This window comes from Rhodococcus sp. AW25M09 (assembly GCF_000333955.1).
Lineage (GTDB): Bacteria > Actinomycetota > Actinomycetes > Mycobacteriales > Mycobacteriaceae > Rhodococcoides.
Map to the genome: position 1 here is coordinate 78,687 of NZ_CAPS01000072.1, position 12,711 is coordinate 91,397.

Below are 12,711 nucleotides of genomic sequence, written 5' to 3' on the forward strand. Positions count from 1 at the left end.
GGCCTCGACTCACGGTCCGGCCCACCAGCCGGTGGCCGACCCGATCTGCCGCCCCAGCTCGGTGGTCATGGTTCGCATGTATGTCGCGGTGAGATGGTGTTCGTCACGGTAGATCAGGATGTTGCCCTGCTCGGCGCGGCACACAGTGGTGTCGCAGACCGCGTCGGAGAGGTCGAGAGCAGAGAATCCCTGCAGTTGAAACGACGAGGCCAGTGCTGGGTTGACCGGGTCCAACGCCTCGTCCCTCGGTATACCGCACGACGTGGCCGTACCGCCGTCGGCCAAGCAATCCATGGCGCGGTACGGAAGCCACGGAGTGTCTCGAATTCCGAGTATGTCGACACCGTCCGCGATCAGTTCCCGCCACACCGAGACGTACCAGTCGGGGGTGTAGTCGCCGGGAAGGTTCTCCCGGGGGCGGGTGGCGGTGGTGAACACGTAATCCGGCTGGATCGTAACGACGTCGGCGAACACGCTCTGCGTCCAATCCAGGCAGTCCGGGTACTCGTTGGAGCCGAGCATCGGCATCGTGTCCTTACTCAGTGGGCAGCCCATCTTCAAAAACGTGACGACCTTGAACCCGTGCGTACGTCCCAGCGTGTCGAGGGCCGTGAGCCAGTGTTCGGCGTGCGACCCGCCCGCGAGCACGATGGTTCGGGCCGCGTCGACGTCGCCGTAGGTGCACGAGATCGCGTCGGGCGTCTCGAAATCTGCGATGCAGCCTTCGAGTGTGCTGATGGGGAGATCCTCCGGAGCCGAGTACAGCGGGGGGCGCACCTCGGCTGCGTCCGCTCGGATTCCGTCGGTCAGCTCGAGCGCTCCCGGGTGTGTCAGCTCGTCGACCGCGCCATCGGCCTGGACGGAGGTGATCGAACGAGCGATGTAGGCGTTCCAGCCGATCGAACCGGCGGTGACCGAGATCGCGGCGATTGCCGCGATGGCGGTCACCGCGATGCGTCCCGGAGTGAAGGTTTTCGACTGTAGGGGCCGCTCGACGAGTCGGACGGTGAGCCACGCGAGTGCGACCGAGGCTCCGACGATGCCGAGACCACCGAGTACGTCGGCATGGGGCTTGCCGGTGGCCGACAGGTAGAAGATCAGCAACGGCCAGTGCCACAGGTACAGCGGAAACGCGATCGAGCCGACCCAGGCGAAGAATCGGTTGGACAGTGTCGCCGCGACGGCGGTCTCGGAGCCGGCGACGATCAGCGCGAGGGTTGCCGCTACCGGAATCAGAGCCAGGGGACCGGGGAAAGCAGTCACGCCGTCGACCACGAAGCCGCACGTCACGATGACGGTCATGCCGAGAACGGCGAGGCCTCCGCGCGCCGCGGACGACAATCGCGGGTATCGCGACGGAGCCTGGGCCATGGGCCCGTTGCGTCGGGCGGCGAACACGGCGGCAACTGCGGCGCCGAGCATGATCTCCCAGAGTCGCGCACCGGTGTCGTAGTAGTTCCATGCCTGATGGCTTCGAGCACCGTCCGCTGCGTACACGAAGGAGACCAGAGCGATCACGGTGAAGATCACCGCGAAAGTGCGCGGTCCGAGGCTGCGAGGTCCTTCCGGGCGGACTCTGCGCCGGATCCAGGCCAGGCCGAATACGACCGCTATGGCGAACAAGTAGAACTGGAACTGCACAGCGACCGACCACAGATGCTGAAGCGGACTCACCGAAGGGTCGGCGGCCAGATAGTCGTTCGCCGTTGCCGCGAGTTGCCAGTTCACGTAATAGAACACACCGGACACCAGTTGATCGCCCAGGTCGGCCCAGCGGGTACGTGGCAACACGAAGACCGATGCGACGGCCACGGACAGGAGCGTGATCAGCAATGGCGGCCCGAGTCTGCGCAGCACACGGGTGACCCGGGTGATCGGATTCAGGCTCGCTCCGGCCTCGGCCGATCGCATCAGGGATGCGGTGAAGAAGAAGCCGGACAGCGTGAGGAAGACATCGACGCCCCCCGATACCCGACCCATCCAGATGTGGAATACGACGACGAGGGCGATCGCAACACCACGCAGCCCGTTGAGGTCTCGCCGCTGCGGTGGCCGATCCTGCGCACCCCGCGATGGCACGCCGGGGTCTGCAATGGGGGCGTTCTGGACCGGTGCCGAGAGATCGGAGGCCGAGTCGGTGACGGTGCTCGGATGTACATGCATGAAAGAGAAGTGGCTCCGGCTGTCGATCGACTACTCGGTTGGGTGTGCGATTCCCGGCAAACAATACGTGTACACGAGGTAACGCACTTCGCGGCGTCCGTTTCGGGTCGACAGACCGAGCTCGGGGAGTTGGTCGTGACCGCTGCGGTGACGCAGTTTCCTCCCGGACAACCTGCACTCTGCACTGTCGAACAGCTACGAAAAGGTTCGGCTCGGTCGATCGGCTCCGAGAGGAGGTTCGGACCGCGTGAGCGATGCAACCAGTGCTGCAGGATCGTCGACCTGAAGACTGAGTGAGTGAGCAGTGCCCGATATCTGCCACCGCTGCAGAATTGCGGGCACAAGCACCGGTATTGCAACGGACAGTTCGATGGCAACGTTCGTGCCGTCCTGGTTCGGCAGTACGAGCCTGCCCTCGTCGAGAGCCGGCGACACGACGCCGTAGCGCCGGTGGATTCGGGCGGAAGCGATACTGGCTCGGTTCACCGTCGCGACCACCGTTCCGGACGTGCGCAGGGTGAGTGCTTCGGCCGACAGAACGTGCGGGTGCACCCGGGCCAGGGCGATCGATGATGCGAGCGCGACCAGCGCCGCCATCGACAGGGCTGCGACCGCGGCGCTGAGCCACAGCCACGGAATCAGCAGGTGGAGAACGGCCATCTCGATCACGGTCGCGGCACCGAACATCAGGGGCATCGCGAGTGTTCCGCGTGTTGCCGTGAACACCGTCGAGTCCGCGGAAACCGGCGCGTGACGGCCCCGCATCCACAGCAGCAACGAACGCCATCTGCCCACTTGGAATCCCGCGTCGACCGTCATCGCGTGGCTCCGGACCCTGGTTGTTCGGTGTTCTCCAGACGCGCGGTGGTGCGAACGATCACCGCGCGTTGAGCCGGATCGGGCACGATGTCGTCGATGCTCAGCTGGCTGATTTCGACCGGATCAGCGGCGGCTCCAGTTTGCGCGGAGGCGAGTGAATCGAGATCGAGCATCGACACCAACTCTGCGGCGAGCGAATCGATATCGCTCGCGGCATCGCTCGGATCTCGGCCTTCGAGCGCGCTGAATCGGCGTAGGACTCCCAGATACTTCTGACGCAGGTCGTGATCGCCGAGCGTCGCGGTCACCGTCTCGAAGAACGTCGCGGGAACGGTACCCGATATCGCCATCACCTCGAGCAGATCGCGTTCACGGATCAGAGCTTCTCGATCGGTCTCGGCAGCGGCATCGATCACCGCGCCCAGAGCGTCGGCCACATCCCGCGGAAGAGCGGTCAGCGGGCGATGCTCGACGGCGTCGTCGAGCAACGCCGACAGCCGGGTGTGCTTGCGTGTGAGCGCTCTCTGCTGCGTTTCGATTCCGGTCAGCAGCGCTCGTAGATCAGCCACTACGTTGCCCTCTGTCGCCGCGGTGTCGCCGAGGGCGGCCGCTATCTCACCCAGCGGCATCCCACAGTCGGCAAGCCATCGGATTCTCATCAGACGGACCACATCGTCGATCGTGTATTCGCGATACCCGTTGGAGAGACGGCGCGGCTCGCCGAGCAGGCCGAGGCGGTGGTAGTGACGCACCGTTCGGGGTGTCGTGCCGGCGGCGTCCGCCAGCGATCCGATTCTCATGTGTCCACTGTGAACCATGACGTTGTGTCAAGGTCAACCTCGAACGTCGGCACTGTTCGACAGCGGTTTTTCGGGCGCGGCGTATCGTCGACGACTTGGGTGTGAATTGGCTCGCACCGCTGGACGAAGTGGCCGAAAAGGAAAATCATCGACGCCGATCATTGGTACCGGGAGATGTTCGAGGCCAGCACGGTCGGATTGGCTCTCGCCGACGAAGACGGATTGCTCGTTCTCGCAAACGACGCGTACGCAGCCATCGTCGGATGTCCCCGGGCGCTTCTGGTCGGCCGGTCCTCTCGCGAGTTCACCCATCCCGACGATCTGGCTCAGCACGCAGCCATGGAGCAGATCATGGCCGACGCCAAGGCCCGCGGGGAATCGGTCCATGTCGAGAAGCGCTATCTGCATTCCGACGGCACGGTGCGGTGGGGTTGGATCTCGGCCAGCGAGGTTCCCGGGCCTGACGGCAAGCGGTGGACGATGGCCGTCGTGCACGACACCACCGACCGTCGGCGAGTCGAGGACGACCTGCGTACAGCGGCACAGACCGATGCCCTCACGGGACTGCTCAATCGGCGCGGATGGCGAGATCGGTTGCAGGTGCTGACGACACCGCGGGGTGGCGATGTCGCATTGGCATTGGCAATGGTCGATTTCGACCGCTTCAAGTTGTACAACGACAAGCACGGGCACGGCCGCGGTGATCAGCTGTTGGTCCGGTTCTCCGCTGCCGCAGCAGACCTGCTCGACGGCCGCGCGTGTTTCGCGAGGTGGGGCGGAGAAGAGTTCGCTCTCGCTGTCCCGGGCGCGGGGTCGACGACCATGGCGGCAATGCTGGCCGAGCTCGCTGACGTCGTACCCGACAGGCAGACCTTCTCCGCCGGCTACACGACCTTGCGCTCGGATGAGTCGGTGGACGACTGCTTCGACCGCGCAGACATGTTGCTCTTCGACGCCAAGCGAGACGGCGGTGCGCGGTGTTACAGCGACGCAAGTCGCCGTAGCGGCGACTGACCGTCAGCTGGTCAGTCGACCGAATCCGACAACGCCGGAATCGGATCCGTAGTGCAGAGAGTGGACCCTGATCTTTCCGCCTTCGTTACCTCCGACAGTGATGGCCTCGTCGCCGTCGACCGCCACGATCACGTTGGTGTGTTGGCCGCTCCAGCTGGCGTTGTCGTAGAGCACCACATCTCCCACCGCGGGCGTGTACGTGCCGACCGTCTCGAATCGTCCCTGCTGCTCGTAGTACTCCTGCAGCGTGTAGACGCCGGGTATCCGCCACGAACCCGAATTGGGATTCGACAGCGGCACGTCCGCTTCCTTCATGATCCAGCTCACGAAATCGGCACACCAGGCTTCGTCGACGCCCTCGGCGTAGAACGTTCCCGGACGCTGCTGCTCGTGCTCGGCCCGCAACAGTTCCACTACTCGGGCCTGATCCGAGTTCAACTCACTGCTGTTCACCTCGGGGAAGGCTTCGGTGTCCCACGGGAAGTACCGGCTCGGTGCCAGCCACAGAACACCGACCACCACGACGACCGCGACGGTGCACGCCGCCAACCACAGCGGCCATCGGCGTCGAGTGTGCGGGGTGGTGTCGATGCTCATGCGACCACGGTAGCGCGGTCCTTTTCACGGCTTGGCACAATGAGGCCGTGACTCACCCTCAGGACCAGTCTTCCGTCGTTGTTCCTGAGCCTGTCGTGGATGCTGCGCGTGGGGCGTCGCGCATTGTCGTTCTGACCGGAGCCGGTATGTCCGCCGAATCGGGGATTGCGACGTTTCGCGATGCTCGGACGGGCCTCTGGAAGGACTTCGACCCCAAGGATCTCGCGAGTCCCGAGGGCTGGCAGGCCGACAGCGATCTGGTGTGGGGTTGGTATCGGTGGCGAGCGGAACTGGTCCGACGCTCCGAGCCCAATGCCGGCCATATCGCTCTGGCGCGGTGGCAGGAGCGGGCTCACGTCGACATCGCTACTCAGAACGTCGACGACCTCCACGAACGCGCCGGAGCCACCGTGCTGTCGCACGTGCACGGCAGTCTGTTCGAGCCATATTGCAGCGATTGTGGAGTGCGCGCGCAGCTCGACGACGCAGCCATGTCGGAAGCCGAAGCGGACCAACGGGTTCCGCCGCCGGAGTGTCCTGTGTGCGGCGGACTGATTCGACCGGGGGCGGTGTGGTTCGGCGAGTCGCTCCCCGAGGACGCATGGGCTGCAGCCGAGGACGCGGTTCGCGCTGCAGACCTCGTGCTGGTGGTCGGCACGTCCGGGGTCGTCTACCCGTTCGCGGGACTGCCGGCCATCGCTCGCAGCGCAGGAGCCACAGTCGTCGAGATCAATCCGGTCGAGACCGAGGTCTCGGACATGGCCGATTACCGATGGCGTGCCACTGCTGCGGTCGGACTGCCCGCACTGGTTGCGCAACTCTGATCCCTCGAAGCGGCCGGTAGTCGGGACATTTCCTCACGGTCGCAGTCTCCGAACCAGGAGAAGTGACATTCCACCGAAAAGACCGGCGATAAGCAACGACAGCGCCGTCTCGATCGTCTGAAACCGCCAGAACAGTCGATCTTCGTGGTACTTCGTTTCGAAGTGGTCGATTCCCTGGGCGCGCAAGCACTCCAGTCGTAGCCGTCCATCCTCGGCCATCAGTCGGTCATAGCGTGCCCGGTAGTCGCCAACGGTCTCATTGTCCCGGGACTCCATCTCGTTGTAGTCGACGGTGGTGCAGGACTCGTAGTCCGGAGCTACAGGATTTCCAGCGTCGTCCACGTAACTGGATTCGATGTCCCAGCGTGGGTAAGTCTCGAAGAGACCGTACTGCCCATACTGAGCGGGAAACGTGCCGTACAGCTCGTTCACCTTCTGCTCGAGCTCCAGCACATCGACCGAGGGGGTTGCATAATGTTCCCGAATCTCGGTCGGAAACAGTGCCAGCACCAGTGACGTTGCGATCACCGTCGTGATCATGGCCGCGACAGTGTTTCTCAGTGCCAGTGCCGATGCTGCGCCGAGCATCAGCGCCATCGCTGTATAGCCGCCCGTGACGAATCCCGTTGCTCCGAAAATCGGAAAGTCCATACGGGTTTGGCCGGGGCCGCCCATCACAAACGCGAACTCATTGGGCGCGGTCCGGTATTTCGCCCAAAACAGCGCGCATCCGAGCAGGGTCATCGCGAGGATCGTGGGAACAAACACTACGAATACCCGAACGCCGTACCACCGCCTTCGGCTGACCGACTGAGTCAAACCGACTACGTGAGTTCGGCGTTCGAGGTCACGAGAGAACACCGTCGCACCGACGAATGCCCCGAACAACACAGGGAGGCCGATGGTCAGCAAAATCGCTACCGCCTGCGTGGTCTCCGCTACGCAGTTCGGCATCTCGAAGGATCGGCAGCCCTGCAGTACTGGTGTCGAAGCGACACCCCCCGCAATTGTCGTGATCGCAATCGTGATCGCGGCCAACAGAAGTGGGGTCAGTACCCCGAACAGAATCGTCGTGCGGAATTGTCGCCACGTCACCCAGATCATGCCGCCACCGCCGAACCGAGGTGTGCGAGGACGACGTCGTCGAGGGTTGCGTCCTCGACGGTCCAGCCGGGTGCTGTGGTGTGCGGACGGGTGCCGCGGACGACGAAAACCGCGGCACCGGAACCGAATGCCTCGGCCACGATTACGCCGTCCTCGACGAAGGGTTCGGAATCGGGGTTACCGACGAGGAGATAGTGCTCGGCGGTGATCGCGTCCAACTCGCCGTCGAGTCGAATTCTCCCCTCGCGCAACAGTAGTAGCCGATCCGCGACGTCGACGAGTTCGGACAAAACGTGCGAGGACAGGACGATGGTCGTTCCGTTCTCGGCTGCGTCGCGCATCAGGGTGCGAGCCACGGCGCGACGGGCAACCGGATCGAGGTCGGCGAGAGGCTCGTCGAGCAGAAGTACTTCCGGCCGCCGTCCGAGAGCCACGGCCAGGGCAACTCGGGTGCGGTGGCCGGGGGAGAGCATTTTCACGCGGGCCGAGACTGAGATTCCGGCTGCGTCGACGATCTCTGCGGCATATGCATCGTCCCAGTGCACGTTGGTATTTCGGCCGAACCTCAGCATCTCGGCAACAGTGAAGTGTGGGTAAAGGGGCTTGTGCTGAGCCAAGTAGGACAGTCCGGGGGAGATGCCGCGTTGTCCCACCGACTTGCCCAGTACCTCGATGGTTCCGGTATCCGGCGAAAGTAGTCCGACGGCGAGCGACATCAGAGTCGACTTACCTGCACCGTTGGAACCGACCAACGCTGTGACGCTTCCTCTTTCGATGGCGAACGAGCAGCGGTCGAGAACGGTCGTCCGTCGGAACGACTTGACCACCTCGTTCATGCTGAGAACCGCGTCGGTCATGATCAGTCTCTTTCCGGTCGGTCGAAGTGGGTGTCGAGTGCTGCGGTGACGATGGCCTCGAGGTCAGGTCTGTCCAGTCCTGCTGCGAGGCAATGGCGAATCCAGCGGCCCAGTTCGGCCTCGAGTGCCGATCGTTCGGCCATGCCGGGTTTTGCCAGCGAGGCGACGACGAAGGTTCCCGATCCGGTGCGGGGTTCGACCAGGCCCTCTCGTTCCAGTTCGCGATAGGCCTTGAGCACGGTGTTCGGGTTGATGGCCAGTGCTGTGACCACGTCTTTCGCTGTCGGCAGTTTGTCTCCGACCATGAGTGATCCGAGGCGCAGGGCTTGCTTGGTCTGCAGTATCAGTTGGACATAAGTGGGGATGCCGGACTGACGATCGATGCGGTATGCGATCACCAGGACCCTTTCACTAGTTGATTAGTGGAACACGGTAATACGTACTGCCCGGTTTGTCCATGGTGCCCTTCAGGGCTGGGGGTGCAGGAGCCCGGCAACCAGGGCGTCGACAACCTCGTCGGTCGACGTGTCCGGGTCGATGGGGTCTGTGAGACGGTCGAGTAGCAGGCCATCGATCGCATAGTGAAAGAGTGCGATTTCTTTTGCGCCCCCGGGAAGTCCTGCGGCGAGATTGAACTCGACGTCGGCTGCGAAGCTCGCGCGCTGCCAGCTTCCGAGTGCTTCTTTGATCTCCGGGCGCCTCGACGCCTCGAGTCGCAACTCGAACAAGGCCAGCGTCACCTCGCGATTGGCGAGAAGCCGCGCGACGATGTCGCGTATGTATGCGCCGAACAGCTCGGGACTGGGCGACTGCGCAGCGAGTGGTTCGTGGACCTCTGCGCTGGGAGCGAGTCTTTCTCCGATGCGCTCGATCAGTCCGGCAATGACGTCGGCGCGGGTCTTGAAGTAGTTCGATGCAGTCCCCTTGGGCACCGCGGCTTCCTCGTCTATCGCGCGGTGGGTGAGTCCTCTGGCCCCCTCCTCGGCCAGGATGCGGAGACCGGCGTCGGCCAGTTCGGAGCGTCGGAGTGGGTTGCGGGCCATGGCAATAGGCTAGCGGAACCACTACGGATGTCGTAGTCTTGTTTTAACCACTACAGCCGTCGTGATCGGAGAGTCTCATGCGTGAACTGGTGTACTACGTCGCCGTCAGTCTGGACGGTTACATCGCGGCCCCCGACGACACGTTCTCGGACTTTCCCATGCAGGGTGACCACATCGACATGATTTTGCGGGACTACACCGATACCATTCCCACGCTTGGCCTTCGGGCGACCGGATTGACACCCGACCTGAGCCGCTTCGATACCGTCCTCATGGGATGGAACACCTACCGAGCCGGTGGAGTCCATCCTCCGGAAGGCCCGTACGGCCACTTGAGGCAGTATGTGTTCTCACGCAACCACTCGGGCGTCGAACCAGCCGTGACTCTCACCGGAGAGGATCCCGTGGCGGTCGTTCGAAAATTGAAACACGAGAGCGGTAGTTCGATCTGGCTGGCGGGCGGAGGAATCCTGGCGTCGACTTTGGTGAACGACATCGACAGATTGATCCTCAAAGTCAATCCGATTCTGCTCGGCTCCGGCAAACCGCTCTTCGCCGAGCGCGCGTACTCGCCTCTACAGGGTCGACTCGTTGCCAGTGCGTCCTACGAATCGGGGGTGGTGGTGAACGAATACACGGTGGATCGATGACGCAACACCGAGGGAAATCACTCGATCCCGACGCCGGAAACCAGGACCCCTGCACATTCGATTACCGGCGTCGGCGAAAGTCGCACTCGGTACTGTGGGAGAGAACGGTTCTTCTTTCTCAGGTAGGGATTACAGATGGCTTTGGGCTCCGACCGATTCTGGCGTGTACTCGGGCGCTCCGCGCAGAAGGCGCAGAGCACCTCGCGTCAGCGTGTCGACCAGGCCCAGTCGCATGCGGAGTGGGCATCGGCACTGTCCGATGCGGCGTTGGCCACCGAGGCGAGCTCGCTGCGTGTCGAGGATGCAGCGAAGCTCGACGTCCCGCGCTACCTCGCGTTGGTGCGGGAGGCAAGTGCTCGAGCGCTGAACATGCGACCGTTCGACGTCCAGCTACACGGGGCTGTGCGACTCCTCGCCGGTGATGTGGTCGAGATGGCCACCGGTGAAGGCAAGACGCTGGCCGGTGCGATCGCCGCCGTCGGATACGTGTTGTCGGGGCGCACGGTTCACGTCATCTCGGTCAACGACTTCCTCGCGCAGCGTGATGCACAGTGGATGAAGCCTGTGCTCGAGGGGCTCGGTATCAGCGTGGGTTCCATCGGCGAGGCGTCCAGCGCAGATGAGCGTCGCGAAGCTTATGCCTGCGACATCACGTATGTCTCGGTCAACGAGGTCGGGTTCGACGTCCTGCGTGACCATTTGGTCGACGATCGGAAGGATCTGGTCTCGCCCACGCCTGATGTTGCGCTGATCGACGAGGCCGACTCCGTGTTGGTGGACGAGGCGCTGGTGCCCCTGGTGTTGGCCGGTTCGGTGTCGGGCGACGTCTCGACCTCGACCGTGATGGATGCAGTTCGGTTGTTGGACAAGAGTGTTCACTACGATGTAGACGCCGAGGGGCGCAACGTGTTCCTCACCGACGAGGGCGCTTTGCGGATCGAAAAGGATCTCGGCGGAATCGACCTGTACTCCGAACATCACGTCGGATCGACGCTGGTGGCGGTCAACGTGGCCCTGCACGCCCAGGTTCTGGTGCAGCGCGACGTCGACTACATCGTCCGCGCGGGACGGGTGCAGTTGATCAACGCCTCGCGCGGTCGGGTGGCCGAGCTCCAGCGGTGGCCGGACGGGTTGCAGGCGGCGGTCGAGATCAAGGAGGGAATCGAGCCCACCGAGACCGGCGAAATTCTCGACACGATCACCGTGCAGGCGTTGATCAATCGGTACGCCACGGTGTGCGGTATGACCGGCACGGCGATGGCGGCAGGGGAGCAGCTTCGGACGTTCTACGGCCTCGGTGTATCGGTCATCGAACCCAACGTGCCGACGGTTCGTGTCGACGAGAGCGACCGGGTGTACGACACGATCGAGCACAAGAACGCTGCAATTGCTCTGCAGGTGAAAAAGATCCACGAGACCGGCCAGCCGATCCTCATCGGAACCCACGATGTGGCGGAGTCCGAGGCCCTGGCCGAAACCCTCACTGCATCGGGCGTGGACGTGACGGTGCTCAACGCCAAGAACGACGCAGAGGAAGCGGCGGTCATCGCTGCGGCAGGCGTGCACCGGGCGGTGACGGTATCGACTCAAATAGCCGGTCGCGGAACCGATATCAAGCTCGGCGGTCCCGACGGAGCCGATCGCGATCGTGTCGCCGAACTCGGTGGGCTGTTCGTTCTCGGTACCGGTCGCCACACCACCGAGCGACTGGACAATCAGCTACGGGGACGAGCGGGCCGGCAGGGTGATCCTGGCCGCTCACTGTTCTTCGGCAGCTGGGAAGACGACGTCGTCAAGAACAACATCGGCGACAAGGATGCCCCCAAGGGCGCCGACGACAGCGGCATGTTCACTTCCGCGACAGCTGCTGATCGCGTCGATCACGCACAGCGCATCGCCGAGGGGCAGATGCTCGAGATCCATTCTCGCACCTGGCGTTACAATCAGCTGACGGCCCAGCATCGCGACATTCTGGATCGCAGCCGCGCCACGTTACTCGATTCGAGCGAGGCATTGACCTTGCTCGAGACGCATTCGCCGAAGCGCTCGAAAGAGCTGCGCGAGACCGTGTCGGAGGAGACGCTGGTCCAAGTCGCTCGTCAGATAGTCCTCTACCATCTCGATCGATCCTGGTCGGATTACCTCGCCCACCTTGCCGACGTGCGTGAGAGTATCCACCTGCGTGCATTGGGCCGGGAAAATCCGCTGGACGAGTATCACCGCATCGCGGTCGAGGCGTTCAAGACGGTGTCTTCCAAGGCGATGGATCTCTCGCACGCGACCTTCGAATCAGCCGATATCAGCGCGGATGGAATCGATCTCCACGAAGAAGGGCTGCGTCGGCCGACGTCGACCTGGACGTACATGGTGCACGACAACCCGTTCGCATCTCGCGGAAATGCCGGAGCGGCCGGTCTGGGGCCGATCTTCGGTGGCTGACACGGGTCGCGCGCTGGTTGCTGTCGCGTTCGGAGCGATCGTGCTGGCCGGTGGGTGCGGCGAGTCGTACGGTGAATTTCCGGCCGGCAAGACCTACACGTCCATCGACGCGCCCGACTCGTACACGCCCGTCGACGGAACGACGATCAGGCTCGAATTCGTCGACACCCGAATTTCGGCAGAAGCCGGGTGCAACAGATTGTTCGGCACCGTTGACACCTCGCAGGGCAGGATCACCATCGAGTCTTTGGGCTCGACCCGGGTCGCCTGTCCGCAGGCGTTGATGGACCAGGACGGTTGGCTGTCGGCTTTCCTGACGTCGAACCCGCGATGGTCCCGTGAGGGCGGCACCATGACCCTGGACAACGGAAACGACCGCGTCGTCTTCTCCGAGTCCTGAT

The 12,711-nt window shown here is 63.5% G+C and carries 13 protein-coding genes; 5 read left to right on the forward strand and 8 right to left on the reverse strand.

Annotated features, from left to right (window positions below):
• Positions 1 to 9 precede the first annotated feature (9 nt).
• The 3 genes from RHODMAR_RS14595 to RHODMAR_RS14605 form a co-directional block, all read right to left on the reverse strand.
• On the reverse strand, positions 10 to 2,163 hold the full coding sequence (locus tag RHODMAR_RS14595; protein WP_008715822.1) for an acyltransferase family protein: 2,154 nt from the start codon (positions 2,161 to 2,163) through the stop codon (positions 10 to 12).
• 195 nt (positions 2,164 to 2,358) lie between these two features.
• On the reverse strand, positions 2,359 to 2,982 hold the full coding sequence (locus RHODMAR_RS14600) for a hypothetical protein (RefSeq protein ID WP_008715823.1): 624 nt from the start codon (positions 2,980 to 2,982) through the stop codon (positions 2,359 to 2,361).
• Positions 2,979 to 3,782, reverse strand: coding sequence for a MerR family transcriptional regulator (locus RHODMAR_RS14605; RefSeq protein WP_157226106.1), 804 nt, complete (start codon positions 3,780 to 3,782; stop codon positions 2,979 to 2,981). The genes RHODMAR_RS14600 and RHODMAR_RS14605 overlap by 4 nt, the downstream gene beginning before the upstream one ends.
• A gap of 147 nt (positions 3,783 to 3,929) precedes the next feature.
• On the opposite strand from RHODMAR_RS14605, the gene RHODMAR_RS14610 reads away from it, so the two are divergent.
• Positions 3,930 to 4,796, forward strand: coding sequence for a GGDEF domain-containing protein (locus RHODMAR_RS14610; RefSeq protein ID WP_269744629.1), 867 nt, complete (start codon positions 3,930 to 3,932; stop codon positions 4,794 to 4,796).
• A gap of 3 nt (positions 4,797 to 4,799) precedes the next feature.
• On the opposite strand, the gene RHODMAR_RS14615 is transcribed toward RHODMAR_RS14610, so the two are convergent.
• Positions 4,800 to 5,393 carry a CHAP domain-containing protein gene (locus tag RHODMAR_RS14615; RefSeq protein WP_008715830.1) on the reverse strand — a complete coding sequence of 198 codons (594 nt, stop codon included), beginning with the start codon at positions 5,391 to 5,393 and terminating at the stop codon, positions 4,800 to 4,802.
• A 47-nt stretch (positions 5,394 to 5,440) separates the two neighbouring features.
• Between RHODMAR_RS14615 and RHODMAR_RS14620 the strand changes: the two genes are divergently transcribed.
• Positions 5,441 to 6,217, forward strand: a complete 777-nt coding sequence (locus RHODMAR_RS14620; RefSeq protein ID WP_042939274.1) for an NAD-dependent deacylase — start codon at positions 5,441 to 5,443, stop codon at positions 6,215 to 6,217.
• Between the two features lie 33 nt (positions 6,218 to 6,250).
• Here RHODMAR_RS14620 and RHODMAR_RS14625 read toward each other — a convergent pair whose 3' ends face one another.
• The 4 genes from RHODMAR_RS14625 to RHODMAR_RS14640 form a co-directional block, all read right to left on the reverse strand.
• Entirely contained in the window at positions 6,251 to 7,321 is a 1,071-nt protein-coding gene (locus RHODMAR_RS14625; RefSeq protein WP_008715832.1) for an ABC transporter integral membrane subunit, read from the reverse strand.
• Positions 7,318 to 8,178, reverse strand: a complete 861-nt coding sequence (locus tag RHODMAR_RS14630; protein ID WP_008715833.1) for an ABC transporter ATP-binding protein — start codon at positions 8,176 to 8,178, stop codon at positions 7,318 to 7,320. Before RHODMAR_RS14630 ends, RHODMAR_RS14625 begins: the two co-directional genes overlap by 4 nt.
• 2 nt (positions 8,179 to 8,180) lie before the next feature.
• The gene (locus RHODMAR_RS14635) at positions 8,181 to 8,576 is read right to left on the reverse strand and encodes a GntR family transcriptional regulator (RefSeq protein WP_008715834.1); all 396 of its coding nucleotides are present in this window, start codon (positions 8,574 to 8,576) and stop codon (positions 8,181 to 8,183) included.
• A gap of 69 nt (positions 8,577 to 8,645) precedes the next feature.
• Positions 8,646 to 9,221, reverse strand: a complete 576-nt coding sequence (locus RHODMAR_RS14640; protein ID WP_008715835.1) for a TetR/AcrR family transcriptional regulator — start codon at positions 9,219 to 9,221, stop codon at positions 8,646 to 8,648.
• Positions 9,222 to 9,298: 77 nt separating this feature from the next.
• Here RHODMAR_RS14640 and RHODMAR_RS14645 point away from each other — a divergent pair, with 77 nt between their 5' ends.
• The 3 genes from RHODMAR_RS14645 to RHODMAR_RS14655 all read left to right on the forward strand — a co-directional run bounded on the left by RHODMAR_RS14645 (position 9,299) and on the right by RHODMAR_RS14655 (position 12,710).
• Complete coding sequence (locus RHODMAR_RS14645) at positions 9,299 to 9,871, forward strand: dihydrofolate reductase family protein (RefSeq protein WP_008715836.1); 573 nt, start codon at positions 9,299 to 9,301, stop codon at positions 9,869 to 9,871.
• Between the two features lie 135 nt (positions 9,872 to 10,006).
• Complete coding sequence (gene secA2 / locus RHODMAR_RS14650; protein ID WP_008715837.1) at positions 10,007 to 12,310, forward strand: accessory Sec system translocase SecA2; 2,304 nt, start codon at positions 10,007 to 10,009, stop codon at positions 12,308 to 12,310.
• Entirely contained in the window at positions 12,303 to 12,710 is a 408-nt protein-coding gene (locus RHODMAR_RS14655; protein ID WP_008715838.1) for an META domain-containing protein, read from the forward strand. Before secA2 ends, RHODMAR_RS14655 begins: the two co-directional genes overlap by 8 nt.
• Position 12,711 lies beyond the last annotated feature (1 nt).

Excerpts from the sequence above, each read along its gene's own strand:
- RHODMAR_RS14625 (WP_008715832.1), bottom strand. The coding sequence starts at position 7,321 with ATGATCTGGGTGACGTGGCGACAATTCCGCACGACGATTCTGTTCGGG.
- secA2 (WP_008715837.1), top strand. The coding sequence starts at position 10,007 with ATGGCTTTGGGCTCCGACCGATTCTGGCGTGTACTCGGGCGCTCCGCG.
- RHODMAR_RS14600 (WP_008715823.1), bottom strand. The coding sequence starts at position 2,982 with ATGACGGTCGACGCGGGATTCCAAGTGGGCAGATGGCGTTCGTTGCTG.
- RHODMAR_RS14645 (WP_008715836.1), top strand. The coding sequence starts at position 9,299 with ATGCGTGAACTGGTGTACTACGTCGCCGTCAGTCTGGACGGTTACATC.
- RHODMAR_RS14615 (WP_008715830.1), bottom strand. The coding sequence starts at position 5,393 with ATGAGCATCGACACCACCCCGCACACTCGACGCCGATGGCCGCTGTGG.
- RHODMAR_RS14605 (WP_157226106.1), bottom strand. The coding sequence starts at position 3,782 with ATGAGAATCGGATCGCTGGCGGACGCCGCCGGCACGACACCCCGAACG.
- RHODMAR_RS14595 (WP_008715822.1), bottom strand. The coding sequence starts at position 2,163 with ATGCATGTACATCCGAGCACCGTCACCGACTCGGCCTCCGATCTCTCG.
- RHODMAR_RS14630 (WP_008715833.1), bottom strand. The coding sequence starts at position 8,178 with ATGACCGACGCGGTTCTCAGCATGAACGAGGTGGTCAAGTCGTTCCGA.
- RHODMAR_RS14640 (WP_008715835.1), bottom strand. The coding sequence starts at position 9,221 with ATGGCCCGCAACCCACTCCGACGCTCCGAACTGGCCGACGCCGGTCTC.